The 20146-nt window shown below is 73.2% G+C and carries 12 protein-coding genes and 1 pseudogene; 9 read left to right on the forward strand and 4 right to left on the reverse strand.

Annotation, left to right across the window (positions count from 1 at the left end):
* Positions 1-4: 4 nt before the first annotated feature.
* The 5 genes from ACZ4Z2_RS31650 to ACZ4Z2_RS31670 all read left to right on the forward strand — a co-directional run bounded on the left by ACZ4Z2_RS31650 (position 5) and on the right by ACZ4Z2_RS31670 (position 9399).
* Positions 5-1759, forward strand: coding sequence for a fatty acyl-AMP ligase (locus ACZ4Z2_RS31650; RefSeq protein WP_468080696.1), 1755 nt, complete (start codon positions 5-7; stop codon positions 1757-1759).
* On the forward strand, positions 1756-6018 hold the full coding sequence (locus ACZ4Z2_RS31655) for an acyltransferase domain-containing protein (protein WP_468080698.1): 4263 nt from the start codon (positions 1756-1758) through the stop codon (positions 6016-6018). Before ACZ4Z2_RS31650 ends, ACZ4Z2_RS31655 begins: the two co-directional genes overlap by 4 nt.
* A gap of 63 nt (positions 6019-6081) precedes the next feature.
* The gene (locus ACZ4Z2_RS31660) at positions 6082-7095 is read left to right on the forward strand and encodes an alpha/beta hydrolase (RefSeq protein ID WP_468080728.1); all 1014 of its coding nucleotides are present in this window, start codon (positions 6082-6084) and stop codon (positions 7093-7095) included.
* A gap of 122 nt (positions 7096-7217) precedes the next feature.
* Entirely contained in the window at positions 7218-8450 is a 1233-nt protein-coding gene (locus tag ACZ4Z2_RS31665) for a PucR family transcriptional regulator (RefSeq protein ID WP_468080699.1), read from the forward strand.
* A gap of 295 nt (positions 8451-8745) precedes the next feature.
* Positions 8746-9399, forward strand: coding sequence for a cutinase family protein (locus tag ACZ4Z2_RS31670; RefSeq protein ID WP_468080700.1), 654 nt, complete (start codon positions 8746-8748; stop codon positions 9397-9399).
* 116 nt (positions 9400-9515) lie between these two features.
* Here ACZ4Z2_RS31670 and ACZ4Z2_RS31675 read toward each other — a convergent pair whose 3' ends face one another.
* Positions 9516-11237, reverse strand: coding sequence for a hypothetical protein (locus tag ACZ4Z2_RS31675; protein ID WP_468080702.1), 1722 nt, complete (start codon positions 11235-11237; stop codon positions 9516-9518).
* A 235-nt stretch (positions 11238-11472) separates the two neighbouring features.
* On the opposite strand from ACZ4Z2_RS31675, the gene ACZ4Z2_RS31680 reads away from it, so the two are divergent.
* A complete protein-coding gene (locus ACZ4Z2_RS31680) occupies positions 11473-14703 on the forward strand; it encodes a glycoside hydrolase (protein ID WP_468080704.1) in 3231 nt (1076 codons plus the stop codon).
* 141 nt (positions 14704-14844) lie between these two features.
* Here the strand turns inward: ACZ4Z2_RS31680 and ACZ4Z2_RS31685 are convergent.
* The 3 genes and pseudogenes from ACZ4Z2_RS31685 to ACZ4Z2_RS31695 all read right to left on the reverse strand — a co-directional run.
* Positions 14845-15003 (reverse strand): annotated as a pseudogene (locus ACZ4Z2_RS31685) (NF041680 family putative transposase); the annotation flags it as partial.
* 43 nt (positions 15004-15046) lie between these two features.
* Positions 15047-15883: an alpha/beta fold hydrolase gene (locus tag ACZ4Z2_RS31690; protein ID WP_468080705.1), complete on the reverse strand. Its 837-nt coding sequence runs from the start codon at positions 15881-15883 to the stop codon at positions 15047-15049.
* A 350-nt stretch (positions 15884-16233) separates the two neighbouring features.
* Positions 16234-16695 carry a MarR family winged helix-turn-helix transcriptional regulator gene (locus ACZ4Z2_RS31695; RefSeq protein WP_468080706.1) on the reverse strand — a complete coding sequence of 154 codons (462 nt, stop codon included), beginning with the start codon at positions 16693-16695 and terminating at the stop codon, positions 16234-16236.
* A gap of 117 nt (positions 16696-16812) precedes the next feature.
* Here ACZ4Z2_RS31695 and ACZ4Z2_RS31700 point away from each other — a divergent pair, with 117 nt between their 5' ends.
* From ACZ4Z2_RS31700 to ACZ4Z2_RS31710, 3 genes are all read left to right on the forward strand, one after another.
* Positions 16813-17220, forward strand: a complete 408-nt coding sequence (locus ACZ4Z2_RS31700) for an HGxxPAAW family protein (protein WP_468080707.1) — start codon at positions 16813-16815, stop codon at positions 17218-17220.
* Positions 17221-17423: 203 nt separating this feature from the next.
* The gene (locus ACZ4Z2_RS31705; protein ID WP_468080708.1) at positions 17424-19484 is read left to right on the forward strand and encodes a galactose-binding domain-containing protein; all 2061 of its coding nucleotides are present in this window, start codon (positions 17424-17426) and stop codon (positions 19482-19484) included.
* 27 nt (positions 19485-19511) lie between these two features.
* Positions 19512-20117, forward strand: coding sequence for a TetR/AcrR family transcriptional regulator (locus ACZ4Z2_RS31710; RefSeq protein WP_468080709.1), 606 nt, complete (start codon positions 19512-19514; stop codon positions 20115-20117).
* Positions 20118-20146: the final 29 nt, after the last annotated feature.

Below are 20146 nucleotides of genomic sequence, written 5' to 3' on the forward strand. Positions count from 1 at the left end.
CCCGATGGACAGCCGCCGTCCCCCGTTCGCACCCCCGTACCGGAGCCTGCCGGAATACGTGCGGCACTGGGCCACCACCACTCCCGACCGTCGGGCGTTCACGTTCGTCGACCATCCGGCCCCGGGGTCGCGGGGCGTCCACCGCACGCTGACCTGGCGGCGGCTGGATCTGCGGGTGCGGGCCGTGGCCGCCCGGCTCGCCGAGGAGGCCGCGCCCGGGGAGCGGGTCGCGGTGCTCTGCCCGCAGGGGACGGACTACGTCACCGCGTTCCTCGCGGCGCTCACCGCCGGACTGGTCGCCGTCCCGCTCTATCCGCCCGGTCTGCCGGGCCACGGCGACCGGCTGGCGGCCGTCCTCGCCGACGCGTGCCCGGCCGTCGTCGTGACGACGGGGCGGCTACGGGAAGAGGTACGGGAGTTCTGCGCCGATCCGGCCGTGCGGATCGTCGCCGCGGACGAGGTGCCCGACTCCGCCGCCGAGGGGTGGCGGCCCGAGCCGCCGGACGCCGCGGCGGTCGCGTACCTGCAGTACACCTCCGGCTCGACCCGCACCCCTGCCGGGGTGGAGATCACCCACGCCAATGTCGTCGCCAACGCCCGCCAGGCGCTCGCCGCCTACGGGGCCGACACCCGGCCCGTGACCTGCGTGGGCTGGCTGCCGCTCTACCACGACATGGGGCTCGTGCTGAGCGTCGCGGCGCCGGTGGTGCGGGGACTGCTGTCGGTGCTCATGGACCCCGTGGCATTCCTGCACGAGCCGGTGCGCTGGCTGCGGCTGCTCGCCGCGCATCCGCGGGCGCTGAGCGCGGCGCCCAACTTCGCCTACGACTACTGCGCCGCGTCCGTCACCGAGGCCCAGAAGGCGGGGCTGCGGCTGGACGGGGTGGCCGCGCTGATCAACGGCAGCGAGCCGGTGCGTCCGGGTACGGCGGACCGTTTCCACGCCGCGTTCGCCGCGCAGGGACTGCCGGCGGGAACGCACTGCCCGTCGTACGGGCTGGCCGAGGCGACCGTGTTCGTCTGCGCGGCCCGGCCGGGTGAACCCTTGCGCGGGTTCGCGATCGACCGGGACGCCCTCGCCACCGGCAAGGCGCTGCCCGCCCGGCCCGACGATCCGAGGGTGGTGCTGCTGGCGGGCTGCGGCGCCCCGGCGGGCCAGCGGCTCCGGATCGCCGACCCGGTGTCCCGGGCCGCGCTGGCGGAGGGCGAGGTGGGCGAGATCTGGGTGCAGGGCCCCAACGTGGGGCGGGGCTACCGGAATCAGGAGCGGCAGACGCGGCGGGTCTTCGGCGCCGTGTTCGCCGACCCCGACGACGGTCCGGGCGAGTGGCTGCGCACCGGCGATCTGGGGACGGTCCTGGACGGGCAGTTGATCGTGACCGGGCGGCTGAAGGACCTCATCGTCGTCGACGGCCGCAACCACTACCCGCAGGACGTGGAGGCCACGGCCCAGGACGCGCACCCGGCGCTGCGACGCGACCGGCTCGCCGCCTTCGGCGTGCCCGGCGTGCCCGGCGGCGCGGGCGAGCGGGTGGTCGTCGTCGCGGAGCACGTGCGGACCACGACCCTCGCCGACCTCGACGTCCCGGCCGTGACCCGTGCCGTGCGCGCCGCGGTCTCCGCCCGCCACGGCCTGCGCCTCGCCGACGTCGTCCTGGTGCCGCCGGGCACCGTGCCCCGGACGTCCAGCGGCAAGGTGTCGCGGGCGCTCACCCGTGAACGGTACGCGGCGGGTGCCTGGGCGGAGGTCTCCCCGTGAGGGCGGTCCGGGACGTCGAGGAGGGAGAGCTTCGGCGGCTGGTCGCCGAGCGGGTGGCCGCGTGGACCGGTGCGGACGCGGCGGACGTGCCGATGGACCGGCCGCTCGCCGACCTCGGCATGTCCTCACGGGACGCGGTCGTGCTCGCCGGGGACCTGTCCCGGGCGACGGGCCGGGACCTTCCGGTCACGCTGGTCTGGGAGGCGTCGACCGGCGACGCGCTGGTGGCCCGCCTGTGCGGTACGGCGACGCGGACGGGACCGCCGGTCGTGCGGGCCCCCGTGCCGCCCGCCCCGGGCGAGCCGATCGCGGTCGTCGGCGTGGGCTGCCGGCTGCCGGGCGGTGCGCACGGGCCCGACGCCTACTGGCGGCTGCTCACCGGGGGCGTCGACGCGATCCGCCGGGTCCCGGAGGACCGCTGGCGCGACTTCACCGCCTTCCCGCCCGCCGAGGCCCAGCCGTACGGCGGTTTCCTCGACGACATCGCCGGGTTCGACGCGGAGTTCTTCCGGATCACCCCGCGCGAGGCGGCGGTCATGGACCCGCAGCAGCGCATCCTCCTGGAGGTCGTCCAGGAGACCCTCGACCACGCCGCCGTCCCCGCCGCGTCCCTCGCGGGCACCGCCACCGGGGTCTTCGTCGGGATCTCCGCGCCCGAGTACGGACAGCTCACCGGCGCCGACCCGGCGGCCGTCGACCCCTGGGCGCCGGCGGGCGGGGCACTGAGCGTCGCGGCGGGCCGCCTCGCCTACGTCCTGGACACCCGGGGGCCCAGCATGGCCGTCGACACGGCCTGCTCGTCGTCGCTGGTGGCCGTGCACCACGCGTGCGTCAGCCTGCGCACGGGCGAGAGCGACGCGGCGATCGCCGCCGGGGTGAACCTGCTGCTCTCCCCCGCCGTCACCGTCGCCTTCCGCCGGGCGGGCGCCCTCGCGCCGGACGGGCGCTGCAAGCCGTTCTCGGCGGCCGCCGACGGCATCGGGCGCGGCGAGGGGTGTGCGGCCGTGCTGCTGAAGCGGCTGTCCGACGCCGAACGGGACGGCGACCGCGTCCTCGCCGTCATCCGCGCCACCGCCGTCAACTCCGACGGCCGCTCCAACGGCCTGCTGGCCCCCAACCCGGCCGCCCAGCGGGAGCTGCTGGCCACCGCGTACGGGCGCGCCGGGCTCACCCCGGCGCGCGTCGACCACGTCGAGGCGCACGGCACCGGCACCCCGCTCGGCGACCCGATCGAGGCGGGCGCGCTCGCCGCCGTGCTCGGCGCGGGCCGCGACCCGGACCAGCCGCTGCTCCTCGGCTCCGTCAAGGGCAACCTCGGGCATCTGGAGTCCGCCGCGGGGATCGCCGGGCTGGTGAAGACCGTGCTCGCCCTGCACCACGACCTGATCCCGCCGTCGCTGCACTGTCCCGCCGAGGGCAGCTCCCTGGACGACGTACGGCTGCGGCTGGTGACCGAGCCCGAGCCGTGGCCCCGGTACGGCGGTACGGCCACCGCGGGGGTCTCCGGGTTCGGTTTCGGCGGCACCAACGCCCACGCCGTGCTGGAGGAGTGGCGGCCGGGCGCCCTGCTGCCGCCCCCGGCCGACGAGCCGGCGGCCCGGCTGCACGTGCTCTCGGACGCCGACCCGGCCCGCGTCCGGGACACGGCGGCCCGGCTCGCCGACTGGCTCGGCACGCCCGAGGGCGGCGCCGCGCACCTGGCGGACGTGGCCCGCACGCTCGCCGGACGTGCCGGACGGGGACCCGTTCGCGCCGCGGTCGTCGCCCGCGACCGGCACGAACTGGAGGAAGGGTTGCGGGCGTTGGGACAGGGACTGCCCCACCCTCGCCTCGTGACCGATGACCGCGACCTGCTCGGGCGTGGCCCGGTGTGGGTCTTCTCCGGGTACGGCAGCCAGTGGACCGGGATGGGGCGCCGGCTGCTGGCCGAGGAACCCGCCTTCGCGACCGCCGTGGAGAAGCTGGACGGGCAACTCGCCCCGGAGTGCGGTCTGTCCCTCCACGACCACCTGGCCTCCGGCGGCCCCCTCGATCGACTGGAGATCGCCCAGCCCGTCCTCTTCGGCCTCCAGCTGGCGCTCGCCGAACTGTGGCGCGCCTACGGCGTCGAACCGGCCGCCGTCATCGGCCACTCCCTGGGCGAGGTGGCCGCCGCGGTGTGCGCGGGGGCGCTGGACGTGTCGGACGGGGCCCGGGTGGTCGCCGTGCGGGCCCGGCTGCTCGGCGGGCTGCGCGGCGGCGGCATGGCGGTCGTCGACCTGGACGACACCGAACTCGACGCGCTGGAACGGGACTTCCCCGACGTCCATGTCGCCGTGTACTCCTCCCCCACCCAGAAGGTCGTCACCGGCGAGGAGGAGGCGGTGGCCCGGCTGGTGCGCCGTCTGGAGCGGGACGGGCGTGCGGTGCGGGCCATGCGGGTGACCGGCGCCGGGCACTCACCCCAAGTGGAGCCGCTACTCGCCGAGTTGACGTCCGCCCTGGCCGACGTCCGGGGCGGACGGCCCCGCGTCCCCGTCTACTCCACCGTCCTGGACGACCCACGCGGCGAGTGCCTCTTCGACGCCGCGCACTGGGCGGCGAACCTGCGGCGACCGGTACGGCTGGACCGTGCCGTCGCCTCCGCCGCCGCCGACGGCCACACGGCCTTCGTCGAGATCTCACCCCACCCGGTCCTCACCGGAGCCCTCACCGCCAATGCGCCCGGCGCCCTGGCCCTCGGCTCCCTGCACCGCGACACCGACGACACCGCCGCCTTCCTCACCCGCCTGGCCACCCTGCACACGGCCGGCCTGCGCCTACCGCCGCCCCCGGGGCGCGTCATCGACCTTCCGACCCCGCGCTGGCGCCACGCACGCCATTGGTGGACGGACGGGAGGGGCGGAGGCGGGGGCGGAGGCGGGGGCGGGTGCGGAGGCGGGGGCTTTCGCGGCGCGGAGGAGGGGGTGCGCGGCGCGGCGGAGGTCCGCGGTAAGGCGGAGGTGCACGGCGCGGCAGAGGTGCACGGCGCGGCAGAGGCGGGGAGTACGGGGGAGGCGGGGAGTACGGCGGAGGCGTCCCGCGCGGCGGAGGTGCGGGGCGCGGAGGACGCGTCCGTCGCCGCGCGGCTGTGCCATCACATCGCCGTCGTCACGGGGTACCCGCCGGCGCGCGTCACGCCGGCCACGGCCTTCGCCGAACTCGGCCTCGACTCCCTGATGGCCGTCCGCATCCGCACCGGCCTGCAGCACGAGCTGGGGGTGGAACTGCCCCTGCGGGACCTGCTGGGCGCGGCGACGGTCCAGGAGTCGGCGGCACGCATCCAACAGGCGCTGACCGAAGCCGACCGGACCACCGCCCAGGCCCTCGCGACCCCACCGGCACCGTCACCACCCGCCCTGCCGCCTGCGGCGTCGGTGGCCGGTCGGAGGCTCCCCTCGGTCGCGCCGCCGGCGGCCGCCGTGGGCGTCCCCCTCCGGACCCTCCGAGCCGGCGGCTCGCGGCCGCCGCTCTTCCTCGTCCATGCCGCGGGCGGCACCACCGACGTCTACCGGCCGCTCGTCGAGCGGCTCGGCTCCGGGCGGCCGGTGTACGGGCTGGAGCGGACCGAGGAGGCGCGGACCGTGGCCGAGAAAGCGCGCCGGTACGTCGAGGCGGTGACCGCCGTGCACCCCGACGGGCCCTGCCTCCTGGGCGGTTGGTCGTTCGGCGGCTTCGTCGCCCAGGAGGCCGCCCGGCAGCTGACGGCCGCCGGTCGGGACGTCCCCCTGGTCGCGCTCATCGACTCCGTCCGCCCCCTCCCCGACCCGCCCGGACACACCCCGGCGGACCGGATCCGCGCCCACTTCACCGGCTTCGCCCGGCACGTCGCCGAGGCCTACGGCGTACGACTGCGGCTGCCGTACGACGAGTTGGCGGCGACGGACGACGACGGCGAACGCGTCGACACCGTGCTGCGGGCGCTGCGCGACGCCGCCGACGTGCCGGCGGCCGCCCTGGAGCACCAGCGCGCCTCGTACCTCGACCTGCGGATCGGCGAGGCCCACCGGCCGGGCCGCCACGACGGGCCGGTGGTGCTGTACCGGGCCACCGAGCCCGCCCCGCACACCGTGCGGGACCCCGCGTACGAGCGGGACGACGAGGCGCTCGGCTGGGACGAGGTGTGCCCCCGGCTGACGGTCGTCCGGGTCGCGGGCCACCACCTGTCGCTGCTGGACCCGCCTCACGTCGACGGGATCGCCGCCCATCTGCGGCGCGAGCTCGACGAGCAGACCCGCTGAACCCGAACGAGGAGAGCCGCCATGCCCCACCATGACACCGGCACGACCCCACGTCCCGCCGGCATGTTCCGGCGGGCGACCGCCGTCCCCGACCGCGCCGCCGGACCGTCCCGCCGTGCCGTCACCCGAGCGGCCGCCGTCGGCGGCCTGGCCGCCCTGTTCGGCGCCACGACGGGCACGGCCCCCGCCGAAGCCGCCCCCGGCCGCGCCACCACCCGCGCCGCCGCCTCCCCCGCGGCCACCGCCACGCGCCTCGGCCCCCGTACCCTCGACGTCTCGCTCCCCTCCGCCGCGTTGGGTCGCAGCGCTCCGGTGCGGTTGATCCTGCCGTCCTCGTTCGGGACGCGGCCCGGGCGAACGTACCCCGTGCTGTATCTGCTCCACGGCGCCCACGACGACTACACGTCCTGGACCCGGGAGACGGACATCGAGGCGTTCACCGAGGGCCGGGAGCTGATCGTGGCGATGCCGGACGCGGGACCCACCGGCATCCCGTCGGTGTGGCGCGGCGGCCCCGACTACGAGAAGTTCCAGCTGAGCGAGGTGCCCGCGCTGCTGGCCCGCGACTACCGGGCCTCCGGTGTCCGGGTCGTCGCCGGGGTCTCGACCGGCGGCTACGGGGCGATGGCGCACGCCGCCCGGCACCCGGGGACGTTCACCGCGGCGGCCTCCTACAGCGGCATCCTCGACACGACGGCTCCCGGGGTGCCCACGCTGATCGACGCCATCGTGGCCCGCGAGAACCTGGCACCCCTGTCCCTGTGGGGCGACCCCCGCCAGAACGCACCGACGTGGCGGGACTTCAACCCGCGCTCCCGGGCGGCGGGACTACGGGGCACCGCCCTGTACGTGTCGAGCGGCAGCGGGGTCGTCGGCGGCGTCGGCGACTGGCTGCCGGAGGCGCTGGAGAGCGCGCTGTGGCCGTCCGTCCACGCCTTCACGGCCGCGCTCGCGCTGCTGCGGATCCCGGTGACGACCCACTTCTACGCGGGAGGAGGACACAGCTGGGCATACTGGAAGCGGGAGTTCGCCGCCTCGTGGCCGATGCTCGCCGGTGCGCTGGGGGTCCCGGCGTGAGGGCGGTGCCGTCGGGGCACGGAACGGAGCGCAGGGGACATCCGTCCAACCCAGGACTTGTCCCTCGCCCCACGGGCACCGGCCCGAGGGTGAGCCGCTTCCGGGTGAAAGGAGGGCCAGCCGTGGCTGCCCCCACCCCGCCGCACGCCGTACCGGACGGCCCCGGCGCCGCCCCCGTACCCCCCGAACTGGCCACACTGCTGCGCGATCATCTGGAGGCCGTGGCCGACCAGGTGGAGGAGGAGGTGCGCCGACAGGTCCCGGAGTACGCCCACCCGACGGACGAGACGTACCGCGCGCACCTCCGGGCGGGTGTCGTCCAGGCGCTGACCCTGTTCGTCGACCACATCGCCGATCCCCTCGGGCAGGGGGCGGCGATCACCGCGACGTACTACGAACTGGGACGCGGCGCGGCGCTGGGCGGCCGCGGTCTGGAGACCCTGCAGTCCGCGCTGCGGGTGGGCGGGCTGCACGCCTGGCGGCTGATGGGCCGCACGGCGGAGGAACTGGGCCTGGACTCCTCGGTCGTGGCGGCACTGGGCGAACTGGCCTTCCGGACCGTGCACGAGGTGGCCGAGGCGGCGGCCGCCGGCTACGCGGATGCCCGGCCGCACAGCGGGGACGAGTTGGAGCGGCGCCGCAAGCGACTGCTCGACCTGCTGCTGGGCGAGGAGCCGGTGTCGGCGGAGGCCGTGCAGGACTTGGCGCACGGGGCGCGCTGGTCGGTGCCGCGCCAGGTCGCGGTGGTGGCGCTCGCGGCGACCCCGGAGCGGGAGGCGGACCGTCCGCTGGCGGCGGCCGGGGCGCTGGTGGACATGGATTCCCGGCCGCCCCGCATGCTGCTGCCCGACCCGGACGGCTCCGGGCGTTTCGGGGGGCGGGCGTTCGCCCTGGCGCTGCGCGGCCGGCCGGCGGCGATCGGTCCGACGGTGCCCGTCACGGAGGCCGCCCGTTCCCTGCGCTGCGCGACGCGGGCGCTCGGTCTGATGGGGCGCGGCATCCTGCCCCGGCAGGGCGTGGTGCGCTGCGCCGACCATCTGTCGACGCTGCTGCTGTACGGCGACGAGGCGATGCTGGGGGAACTCCGGTCGCGGGCGCTGGCCCCGCTCGACACGGTGTCCGAGGGGCAGCGTTCACGGCTCGCGGAGACGCTGCTGGCGTGGCTGCTCGGCGGCAGCAACGTGCCCGACGTCGCCGCCCGCCTCCACATCCACCCGCAGACGGTCCGCTACCGCCTGCGGCAACTGGAGAAGCTGTTCGGTGACGCCCTGCACGACCCGGGCGCGCGGCTGGATCTCATCCTGGCCCTGCGCGCCGAGTCGCTGCGGGACCAGGACGCCATGACGGCGCCATGACGGCGTCATGACGGCGCAATGACCGAGCGACGACCGCGGCACCGGCCATCGCTCCGCCGCATACGGCCGCACTCACCTCCGCACACATGACCGCACTCACCTCCGCGCACATGACCGCACTCACCTCCGAACTCATCACCGCACTCACCCACCGAACTCATCACCGCACTCACCACCGAACAAAAACGCGGGGGAATTCTGAATTCCCGTCCATAACGCAGGGTCCGGCGGAGCGAATACGTTCGGGACGTCCTTTTCCACGGCGCGCATCGCGCCCCACCCGTGAAGGATCCCCATGCGTATCCGCTTGTGCCTCGCCGCGCTCTCGCTCGTCGGCGGGGCCGGACTGACCACCCTCTCCGCGCCCGTGGCAACGGCCGCGACAGCCGCCGCGGCCTGCACGGATCTCGATGTCGTGTCGGCTCGCGGCACGTTCGAGCCGGGCACGCTCGGCTTCATCGTCGGCGATCCGGTGTATTCCGCGCTGCGCCAGAAAATCAGCGGAAAAAGCCTGTCCAGCTACAAGGTGAACTATCCCGCCGACCTCTCCCCCACCTCGGCGGCGCAGGGCAATGCCGATCTGGTGAACCACGTCAGGAGTCAGGCCGCCGCCTGCCCGAATCAGCGTTTCGTTCTCGTCGGCTATTCGCAGGGCGCGAACGTCGTCGACAACTCCATCGGCATCAGCAGCGCCGGCGCGGTCGTCGGCAGTCCCATCGTGGCCACCATCCCGGCCGCGCTCGAACCGAAGGTCGCCGCGGTGCTGTTGTTCGGCAACCCGATCCGGGCCATCGGCAAGAGCGTCACCGGCGTCTACCAGAGCCGCACCATCGACTTCTGCGCCGCCGGTGACCCGATCTGCGAGAGCGGCGGCGGCGACGTGGGCGCGCACCTGAGCTACCGGGACAACGCCGACGCGGCGGCCGCCTTCGCCGCGGGCAGGGTCTGATCCGCCTCCGGTCCGGTCTGCCGGGTCCGGGCCGGACGGGCGGCGGTGCCGGCCGGTGACAGGGCGAAGGGCCCGGGAGGAACTCCCTCCCGGGCCCTTCTTCCATGGGACGACGGCTACTTGGGGTCGCGGGCGAACTCCGTGAGGCTCGTGGAGACGGGTTCGGGCCGCCCGTCGTTCTGGGCGGGCGCGGCGGTCAGGACGTCGAGGTGCTGATAGCCGGGTGCGATGACGGGATCCAGGTCGGCCGGGACACGGCCCGCGAGGAGCCCGTCGCCGGCCAGCACGGTGAGGGTCGGATCGGCGGTGAGGCCGTCCGGGTGGACGATCAGCCGCTTCACCTGCGGCGAGCCGGACAGCTGGAGGTCGGTGACCAGCTTGGTCGGGAAGTACTGCTCGGTGAAGTCCAGCGGCTGCTCGGCCAGGCTGCGGGCCAGCTCCTGGATGTCGGTGACCTCCTTGCCGGCGTCGGTGAACAGGGTGCCGTCGGCCGACCGGTACCCGGGGTCGTCGGGGTCGCCGACCCGGTCGTAGGGGCGCCAGGTGTAGAGCGGGCCGCCGGGCCGGTCGGGGATGGCCTTGTACTCGCCGCCGAACAGGCCCGGTCGGCTCTCGCCGCCGTTGGCGACGGGGAAGCTCTTGTCGGCGACGGGGCCGCCGTCGAAGAAGCCGACGCTGCTCTGGAGGAAGGCGAGGGGCACGGAGTGGTCGTCCATCAGGGCGCCGAGCACGGCCTGGTTGGTGAGCCGGAAGTCCCGCACCGCGGGTGAGCCGGTGAGGAAGGCGGCGGTGTCCTTGGAGAAGAGGAAGCGGTTGGTCGCCTCGATGTTGGCGTTGCGCGGCAGATACGCGGGCAGGTCCGCCTCGCCGCCGGGCTCCCGCAGGGCGCCCATTCCGGCGATGGCGAGCAGGGTCATGGTCTCGGGGTTGAGCAGCACCGGCGCGGACAGGGTGCGGGAGAGGACGCCGCTGTCGAGCCCGGCCTGGATCACTCCGTGGCCCAGGCCGATGTCGGGCAGGTTGGTGTCGTCGGGGATGCCGCCCTGGAGGTCGGCGAGCGAGGTGGAGACGGTGGTGTCGAGGGCGAAGTAGCCGGCGCACTGCCGGTGGCCGGCGTCGGCGGTGGTGGCCGGGTTCCCGTCGAAGTCGGCGGTCGCGAAGTACCCGGTGACGACACCGCCGAGCGAGTGCCCGCCGCACAGCACCTTCTCCTCGCGCAGGCGCTGGTCGGGCAGTTCGGCGGTGAGCAGGTCGTACTGGTCCCGTACGGTCCGCTCGATACCGAGTCCCGCCATCCATCCGAGTCGGGCGTTCTCGACGTACCCGGGGAAGGTGCGGCCGTCGACCGGCTTGCCGCGGTAGTAGTAGTCGACCGCTGTGTGCTGGTCGCCGGAGGCGATGCCGGTGCGGTCCTCCAGGCAGTTGGAGCGGCGGTCGAGCGCCCAGAACTCGATGTGGGCGCCCTGCGCGGCGGCTCGGGCCACGGTGTTGCGGGCGACGCTGTCGAAGGCTCCGGCGCCCTCCAGGATGCCGGGCTGGGCGACGAGGATCCGGTCGGCGTCGGCGGAGTCGGCCGGTCCGCCGGCGGCCCGGTAGCGCAGGTACGACAGCCAGTCGCACGCCGCCGGCCGCGCCCCGAAGGAGGCGGGGAGCGGCGCCTTCACCCGTACGACCGTCTCGGTGACGCCGTCCGCCGGGTTCGACGTCACCACCGGTGTCTCGGTCCGCGCGGTCGCGCCCCGGGCGTCGGGGGCGGCCCCGGTGAGCGCTCCGGTGGTCAGCAGCACCGCCAGCGCGGCGCCTCGCCACGTTCTCTTCCTGCTGCGACTCGTGTTCATGGGTGGGACGGTAGGACCGCGGGTACGGCCCGCCCCGCCCATGCTCACAAGAACGCAGCGCGCGGTGCCGCCTTTGTCATCCAGCACCAACTCCCCCGCCCACAGGCGGATCAGCGCACCCGGAAGCGATCCGCGCCCGACATCTTGACGTGTTCATTTCCGTCATCAAGCATGCCGAGAGCGCGATTCCTTCTGATCGGTTCTGTTCGCCTCTGTGTTTGGGGAAGGGAGTGCCGTGTCCCAACGGCATCGCATCGTCCGGGCGTTGGCGCCCTTGCTCCCCCTGGCTCTGGGCGTGGGACTGGTGGCCGCGCCCCCGGTCACCGCGGACACGCCCGCCCCGACACCACTGACGGCATCGGCGGCACCGGCGGCATCGGCGGCCGGACGGAGCGCAGTCACGGTCCGGATCGATCCCTCCTACCAGCAGCAGGAGTTCGAGGGCTGGGGCACGAGCCTCGTCTGGTTCGCCAACGCGACGGGCCGCTACCCGGAGCCCATCCGAAGACGACTCGTGGACATGCTGTTCGACGACGACGGACTCGCCCTCAACATCGCGCGCTACAACATCGGCGGCGGCAACGCGCCGGACGTCCGCAAGGACTACATGAAGACGGGCGCGACGATGGAGGGCTTCTGGAAGGCACCGGAGGGAACCACCCGGCAGGACATGGAGTGGTGGGACCCGGACGACCCCGCCCACTGGAACTGGGACGCCGACGCCGGCCAGCGCTGGTGGGTGGACCAGGTCAAGGACAAGGTCACCAAGTGGGAGGCGTTCAGCAACTCACCGCCCTGGTTCCAGACTGTCAGCGGCTATGTCTCCGGCGGCTTCGACGCGAACACGGACCAGATCCGCGCGGACCGCGTCGACGAGTTCGCCACCTATCTCGTGCGTGTCACCGAGCAGCTGGAGAAGGCGCACGGCATCGACTTCGACACGATCGCGCCCCTGAACGAGCCCAACACCAACTACTGGGGCACCCAGATCGGGGCGAACGGCCAGCCCACCGGAGGCCGCCAGGAGGGAGCGCACGCGGGCCCGGCGCTCCAGCAGAAGGTCGTCCGGGCCCTCGACAAGGCGCTCGACGGGGCGGGGACCGACGCCGCGATCTCGGCGATGGACGAGACCAACCCCACGATCTTCACCCAGAACTGGAACGCCTACGACGACTCCGCCCGGGCGGTCGTACCCCAGCTGAACGTGCACACCTACGGCACCGGGATGCGCACCAGCGCCCGGGACATCGCCAAGGGCGCCGGCAAGAAGCTCTGGATGAGCGAGGTCGAGGGCACCTGGGGCACGGGCACGGACTTCACGGGCATGGAGCCGGGGCTCGGCATCGCCACACGCATGGTCGACGACATGCGGGAACTGGAGCCGTCCGCCTGGGTGTTCTGGCAGCCGATCGAGGACGCGATCCCGCAGGCCGCGGCCGGCAAGAACTGGGGCAGCATCCACGTCCCGTTCGACTGCACCGCCGAGGACACCCTGGAGACCTGCCCCATCCGGGCCAACTCCAAGTTCCACACCATCCGCAACTTCACCCATCACATCCGCCCCGGTGACCGCTTCGTCAAGGTCGACGACCCCTCCAGCGTCGCCGCGGTGAAGAAGTCCGGCCGCGCGGCGACCGTCGTCCACGTCAACAGCGGCACCACCGCGCGCTCCGTCACGCTCGACCTCTCGCGCTTCGCCAAGGTCTCCTCCCGTGCCACCGTCACCCCCGTGGTGACCAGCGCCGACGGCGCCCTCGTCCGCGGCAACCCCGTCCGGGTGACGGACCGCTCGGCGACACTCGACGTCCCCGCCAAGTCGGTGACCACCTTCCTGGTCAAGGCCGTCAGCGGGGTGGCGCAGGACGCCGCCCTGGTCCGGCCCGGGCACGTCTACCGGCTCCAGGGCGCCCGGAGCGGCAAGTCGCTCGCCCCGTCGGAGGACGGCACCGGTGTCGTCCTCCGCGCGAACGACGCCGGTAGCGCACGGCAGTTGTGGTCGGTGCGGCAGCTGACGCCCGGCACCGGCAACCGGGAGCGGTACGCCCTCGTCAACGCCGCCACCGGCAAGCGCCTCGCGGTGCGCGACCACCAGGCCGTCCTGGAGGACCCGGCGGAGGGCGAGGTCCCCGCGGCCGCGCGGTGGATCATGTCGACGACCGGCGACGGCACCTGGACCTTCGTCAACGCCGCGACCGGCCGTCTGGTCGACGTCACGGGCCAGTCGTCCGCGGACGGCGCCGAGGTGTCGACGTACACGCCGACCTCGGCGGCCAACCAGCGCTGGGCGGTGACCGACGAGACGGTGCTGCGCACCGAGCGGGCGGAGGTGTTCACCGTGCCGGGGCGGCGGCCGGCGATGCCGGGGACGGTGACGCCGGTGTTCCGGGACGGTGCGCGCGGCTCGCTGCCCGTCGTGTGGGACCTGCCCTCGGACCGCAGGTGGAGCAGGCCGGGCACGGTACGCGTCGAGGGCGAGGCGACCGACGCCCTCGGCCGGACGGTCCGCGCCAAGGCGCTCGTCACCGTCGACACGATCGCCTCGACATCGCCCGGCCGCTCCAAGACCTACGCCGGTGGTGTGCCGGACCTCCCGGCCACCGTCACCGGCGTGGGCGCGAACGGCGGCCGGACAGACCTCCCCGTCGCCTGGGACGCGGCCCCCGAGGGGGCGTACGACAGGACCGGCGTCGTGACACTGTCCGGTACCGCCCGGGTCGTCGACGGCAGCGAGGTCGACGCGACCGTGCGCGTCCAGGTCACCGGGGCCGGGGAGACCGACATCGCTCCCGACCCGGACGTCTCCGTCGACGCCACGTACACGGAGAGCGGCTACTCGGCGGAGCGGCTGCGCAACGGCGACCGTTCCGAGAAGGCGTGGTCCAACTGGCGGTCGGGGACCAAGAACCCGTCCGACACCGTCACCTTCACCTGGCCGAGGGCGCGCGACCTGACGCGCGTCGTCGCCCACTTCCACCGCGACGGAGGCAATGTCTCCTTCCCGGAGAGCCTCAAGGTCCAGGTGCGCGCCACCGCCGACGGGCCCTGGGCCGACGCGAGCGGCCCCGTCCCCGTCGGCACCGAGGGCACACCGGTGATCGACGTCCCGCTCGACGCGGGACCGGCGACCGCCGCCCGTGTGGTGATGACGGCCCGCCCGGGCGGTTACATCACCATGAGCGAGATCGAGGTGTTCGCCAAGGCCCCCGGCGTCTCCTCGGACGCCGCCGCGGCCTCCATCGAGGTGGCGGGGAAGCCGATCGCGTCCTTCGACCCGGACACGCCCGCCTACCGTGTCGTCACCGGCCACCCGCGCCGGGCCCCTGTCACGGCCACGGCCCGCGACCCCTATGCGACCGTCGCCGTCGAGCGCACAGGCACCGGCGACCGGCCGTCGGCGTTCGTCACGGTGACCTCCGAGGACGGCTCACGGACCCGCACGTACCGGATCGACCTGGTACGCCGCTGAGCTTGTTCTTCGTGGTCTGGTCGGGTCGGGTCGGGTCGGGTCACGTTCGGCGACGGTCTCGGGCCGCCTGACCGTTTTGCCCATGTCGTAACGGGTGGCGTGGTGCCGGTTCTTCGAGCCGAGCGGTCTGCCCGGACCGGGCCGGTGCCAGTGGGTCACCTCCACCGCCAGTACCAGGCGCCCGTCGGCGGCTGCGGCAGCCCGGCCGGCACCTGCCGCAGCCGTGGCACATCCACGTTCCCGTTGTGCAACGCGTCGTACACCGCGCCGGTGCTCGGCCACCAGTGACCAGTCGCAAGGGCGCCGGGGCTCGACTGCTGCTGGAACTACGGGAACGACTGGCTCATCCCTTGAGGAACTCGGTGATCCGCGGGGCGAGCTTCTTCGGTGCCATGACGACCGCGCCGTGATTGAGGCCGGGCACGATGCCGTGGTCGGCCTGCGGCAGGATCTCGGTGACGACGCGGGCGGCGCGCTGGAAGGCGGCCGGGCTCTTGCCGCCGGTCACTATCCGGGTGGGCATGCTCGCGCCCTTCCACTCCTCGGCGTTGAGCGGCTTGCCCTGCTGTGTGTCTCCCATGACCGCAATGTCGTAGGGCAGGGTGCGGGCCAGTCCGGTGAGGTTCGCCCACGTCTTCGGCATCAGCTTCATGAAGAACACGGCGATACCGGGCATGCCCTGCGCCTTGGTCATGAAGTACTTGACCGCGTCGCTGTCGCGGCCCTGTGCAAGCAGCGCGGTGATCTGCTGATCGAGGTCCCTGGGCGGTTTGTCATCGCTGTCGGCGACCACGAACGGCGGCTCGTACAGGGCCAGGCGCTCGATGTTCAGCCCGGCGGCGGCCGCACGCAGGGCGAGGACCGCTCCGGAGGAGGAGCCGAACAGCGACGCCGAGCCGCCGACGTGCTCGATCAGGGCGGCGATGTCCTCGATCTCGCGCTCGACGGCGTAGGCGTCGGCGTCACCGCTGGCACCCCGGCCGCGCCGGTCGTAGTTGATCACCGTGAAGTGCTCGGCGAGGAGGGCGGCAAGCCTGGTGGTGTCGGAGCGGTCAGCCAGGGCCGAGGCCACCAGGACGACAGCCGGCCCGCTGCCCGACTGCTCGAACGCGATCTCGGTGCCGTCAGCGGAGACGACACGCGCGTAGGCCTTGGCTGCCTGCCCTCGGGTTGCTGACATGTCCTTCTCTCCCGTTCACATAGGGGCCGTACTGCTATGGGGCCGTACTGCTATGGCACGAGCTGCTGCCGTTGAGACCCCGGACAGGCGGAAAACTCATCGGAGCCCCCGGGGCCATGACGCGCGGTAACGGATCACCTGCGAGACGGACACTGTGAAGGGCAGTGTCCCCAACAGTCAGTTGCCGCCGGCATCCGTGAGCCCGACGGAACGCTGACGGAGCGGACCACACGGGGACGACGCATGAGGATGGAACTCAAGCTGAGGCACTGTTCCGTAAGGCCCCCGGGCCACCCCTCCCCCGCCGTCGCCCTCCCCCCCCGCCCCGCATGGTCGGGAGGGCGACCGCTCTAGCGGGACTCGTCCAGGAAGGTGCGGGCCACGTCCCCGGCGCGGGTGAACCAGTCGGTGAGCAGGGCGAGTTCGCCGGGGGTGTAGGTGCCGAAGAGTTCGGCGAGGCGTTCGTAGAACGGGCCGTAGAGGGTCATCGCCTGCTCGGCGGCGGTCGGCTGGGCGACCACCAGGACACGGCGCCGGTCGGCGGGATCCGGCTTGCGGGCGACGAAGCCCCGGCGCTCCAGCCGATTGAGGACGCCGGTGATCGCACCGGTGGTGACGTGCGCGCGGGCGGCCAGGTCACCGGCGGTGACGGGGGTGTCCCCGGCTTCCAGGACGTAGGCGAAGCAGACCAGGTCGGTGACGCTCAGGCCGAACCGGCGCGCGAACTCCTGCTGTCCCACGATCATCGTCGCGATCATGCGGTCCATGGCGCCGATGGCGTCCGGGACGGTGGGGTGGCGCTCGGCCTCCATTGAAATGTGCCTCCGGGACAGGCTAGATTCCTTAGTCACTAAGATATTACCGTCCGGCGCCATGGGCGTGGCCGCGGCATGCCGTGGTGCGCCCCGGCGTGCGAGGGGAGCACACACATGAGTCTCTACGACGAGGGCCACACCGTGGCCGGTTGGACGGGTACCGCGATCGGCACGACCGGTTCCGTGGCGCTCGGCATGGGCGTCTGCGGCTGGGCCCCGGGCTTCCCGCTGGGTGTAGCCGTCTCGGTCGCCGCACTCCTGGTCACCTGGGTCCTGCACCTCACGGGGTGGGGCAAACCGCCGGGTCCGCGCCCCAGGGACCAGTGGGGCATGGGGGTGCGCGACCGCTCCGCCGGCGCCGGCCATGCCGGCTGCCTCGGCTGCCGCCTGGCCGGCCGCCGAGGGTCCCGGACGACCGGCCTGCCCGAGCCCGCGCCGTCGACCACGGCGACCCCCGTGCCCGCGCAGGCCGCCGCCGGCACGGCCGCGCCCGCCGTCTCCACCGCCGACTCCTCGTCCTGAGACACCAGGGGTCGGCGGCGAGCGCCGGCCCTCACTCACACCATCAGGTCAACCGTCCCGGACTATTGACTCGCATCACCCCAGTGGCGATTCTCGTCACATCGCTTGTGCCAGCCATGACAATCGGGCCACCGTCGTGGTGTTCGCGCGTCCCGCAGGGTCTGGCCGATCGACCGCGCCTCCTCCGACCAAGGACGTGAGTGATGACCAGGACTCGACGCGCCCACCACCGACGCAGACCACTCGTGGTGCTGACACTGTTCCTGACCGCGATGGGCATGCTGCTCAGCCCGTCGGCCAGTTCGGCGACCACCGGTGACTGGTGGCTGCCCACCTCGCGCCCGGCGCCCGACTCGCAGATCAATGTGACGGGCGAGCCGTTCAAGGGCACCGACTCGGCGGGCGAGGTGCGCGGTTTCGTGGACGCGCACAACCACCTGTTCTCCAACGAGGCGTTCGGCGGCCGGCTCATCTGCGGCAAGGTCTTCTCGGCGTCCGGCATCGCCGACGCCCTGAAGGACTGTCCCGAGCACTACCCCGACGGCACCCTCGCGATCTTCGACTACATCACCCACGGCGGAGACGGCAAGCACGACCCGGTCGGCTACCCGACGTTCAAGGACTGGCCCGCGTACGACTCGATGACCCACCAGGCCAACTACTACGCCTGGGTGGAGCGCGCCTGGCGCGGCGGTCAGCGCGTCCTCGTCAACGACCTCGTCACCAACGGCATGATCTGCTCGGTCTACCCGTTCAAGGACCGCGGCTGCGACGAGATGACCTCGATCCGGCTCCAGGCGAAGCTGACGTACGACCTCCAGGCGTACATCGACGCGCAGTACGGCGGCGCCGGCAAGGGCTGGTTCCGGATCGTCACGGACAGCGCGCAGGCCCGTGAGGTCGTCGCGCAGGGCAAGCTGGCGGTCGTGCTGGGCGTGGAGACGTCCGAGCCGTTCGGCTGCAAGCAGATCCTCGACATCCCGCAGTGCGGCAAGTCGGACATCGACAAGGGCCTCGACGAGCTGTACGACCTGGGCGTGCGCAGCATGTTCCTGTGCCACAAGTTCGACAACGCGCTGTGCGGCGTCCGCTTCGACGAGCACGGCCTCGGCACCGCCATCAACGTCGGCCAGTTCCTGTCGACCGGCACGTTCTGGCAGACGGAGAAGTGCAAGGGCCCGCAGAAGGACAACCCGATCGGCGACGCCGCGTCGAAGGCCGAGGCGGACCTGCCGGCGGGCACCGAGGTCCCGGAGTACGACGAGAACGCGCAGTGCAACGTGCGCGGGCTCACCGACCTCGGCGAGTACGCCCTGCGCGGCATGATGAAGCGCAAGATGATGGTCGAGATCGACCACATGAGCGTCAAGGCCACCGGCCGTGTCCTCGACATCTTCGAGGCCGAGTCCTACCCGGGCGTCCTGTCCTCGCACAGCTGGATGGACCTGAACTGGACCGAGCGGGTCTACTCCCTCGGCGGTTTCGTCGCCCAGTACATGCACGGCTCGAAGGAGTTCAGCGAGGAGGCAGCGCGCACGGACGCACTGCGGGCCAAGTACGACGTGGGCTACGGCTTCGGCACCGACTTCAACGGCATCGGCGACCACCCCGCCCCGCGCGGCGCGAACACGTCGAACCCCGTGAAATACCCCTTCAAGAGCGCCGACGGCGGCTCGACCATCGACAAGCAGACCACCGGTCAGCGCACCTTCGACTTCAACACGGACGGCGCCGCCCATGTCGGCATGGTCCCGGACTGGATCGAGGACATCCGGCTCGTCGGCGGCCAGGGCGTCGTGGACGACCTCTTCCGGGGCGCCGAGTCCTACCTCGACACCTGGGGCGCGTCCGAGGCGCACAAGGCGGGCGTGAACCTCGCCAAGGGCGCCACGGCCACGGCGAGCGCGTCCGAGTCGAACCCCTTCACCAGCTACCGGCCCGGCCGGGCCGTGGACGGTGACGGCGGCACCCGCTGGGCGAGCGACTGGAGCGACGACCAGTGGTGGACGGTGGACCTCGGCTCCACCCACAGCGTCAAGCGGGTCACCCTCGACTGGGAGCGCGCCTACGGCAGGTCGTACCGGATCGACGTCTCCACCGACGGCTCGAACTGGAAGACGGTGTGGTCCACGACCTCGGGTGACGGCGGCCTCGACACGGCCACGTTCTCCGCGGTGCCCGCCCGCTATGTTCGGATGCAGGGGGTCGACCGCGGCACCGACTGGGGCTACTCCCTGTACGAGGTCGGCGTCCACGGCGGCTGACCGCACGCACGGGGGAAAGGGAACCACATGGCACGCCTGCCGTCGGCCGAACGCCGCAGACAGCTGACCGAAGCGGCGATCCGCGCGATGACCCGGGACGGCGTCCCCAGGACGACGACCCGGTCCATCGCGGCCGAGGCAGGCGTGTCCCTGAGCGTCTTCCACTACTGCTTCGCCTCGAAGCAGGAGCTGATCGAGTCCGTCATCACCACGATCACCGGGCACTACGTGACGCTGGTGCGGGAGGCGATCCGCCCCCGGGAGACACTCAGGGAGACCGTCCGGGCCGGTTTCCAGGCGTACTGGGACCATGTGTCCGCCCACCCGGGCGAGCACATGCTCACCTACGAACTGACCCAGTACGCCCTGCGGGAGCCCGGGTTCGAGCACCTGGCGCGGCGGCAGTACGAGATGTACTGCGAGACCTACACCCAGCTGATCGAACAGCTGCGCGGCTCCATGGGCTTCGAACTGACCGTCCCCGTCCAGGTCCTCGCCCGCTACCTGGCCGCCATGACGGACGGTCTCACCCTCAACTACCTGGTCCTGGGCGACGACACGGCCTGGACGGGCATCCTCGACACGATCACCGACCATGTCTCCGGCCTCGTCCGCGAGGAGGTTCGCCCCTGAGGGCCACGGCGTCGGCCGTGCCCCGGGCG

The organism is Streptomyces sp. NPDC030183 (genome assembly GCF_055573455.1).

What these genes read in the sequence shown, in the direction of transcription:
- ACZ4Z2_RS31650 (WP_468080696.1), top strand. Translation starts at nt 5, where the DNA reads ATGGACAGCCGCCGTCCCCCGTTCGCACCCCCGTACCGGAGCCTGCCG.
- ACZ4Z2_RS31660 (WP_468080728.1), top strand. Translation starts at nt 6,082, where the DNA reads ATGTTCCGGCGGGCGACCGCCGTCCCCGACCGCGCCGCCGGACCGTCC.
- ACZ4Z2_RS31670 (WP_468080700.1), top strand. Translation starts at nt 8,746, where the DNA reads ATGCGTATCCGCTTGTGCCTCGCCGCGCTCTCGCTCGTCGGCGGGGCC.
- ACZ4Z2_RS31675 (WP_468080702.1), bottom strand. Translation starts at nt 11,237, where the DNA reads ATGAACACGAGTCGCAGCAGGAAGAGAACGTGGCGAGGCGCCGCGCTG.
- ACZ4Z2_RS31690 (WP_468080705.1), bottom strand. Translation starts at nt 15,883, where the DNA reads ATGTCAGCAACCCGAGGGCAGGCAGCCAAGGCCTACGCGCGTGTCGTC.
- ACZ4Z2_RS31695 (WP_468080706.1), bottom strand. Translation starts at nt 16,695, where the DNA reads ATGGAGGCCGAGCGCCACCCCACCGTCCCGGACGCCATCGGCGCCATG.
- ACZ4Z2_RS31700 (WP_468080707.1), top strand. Translation starts at nt 16,813, where the DNA reads ATGAGTCTCTACGACGAGGGCCACACCGTGGCCGGTTGGACGGGTACC.
- ACZ4Z2_RS31705 (WP_468080708.1), top strand. Translation starts at nt 17,424, where the DNA reads ATGACCAGGACTCGACGCGCCCACCACCGACGCAGACCACTCGTGGTG.
- ACZ4Z2_RS31710 (WP_468080709.1), top strand. Translation starts at nt 19,512, where the DNA reads ATGGCACGCCTGCCGTCGGCCGAACGCCGCAGACAGCTGACCGAAGCG.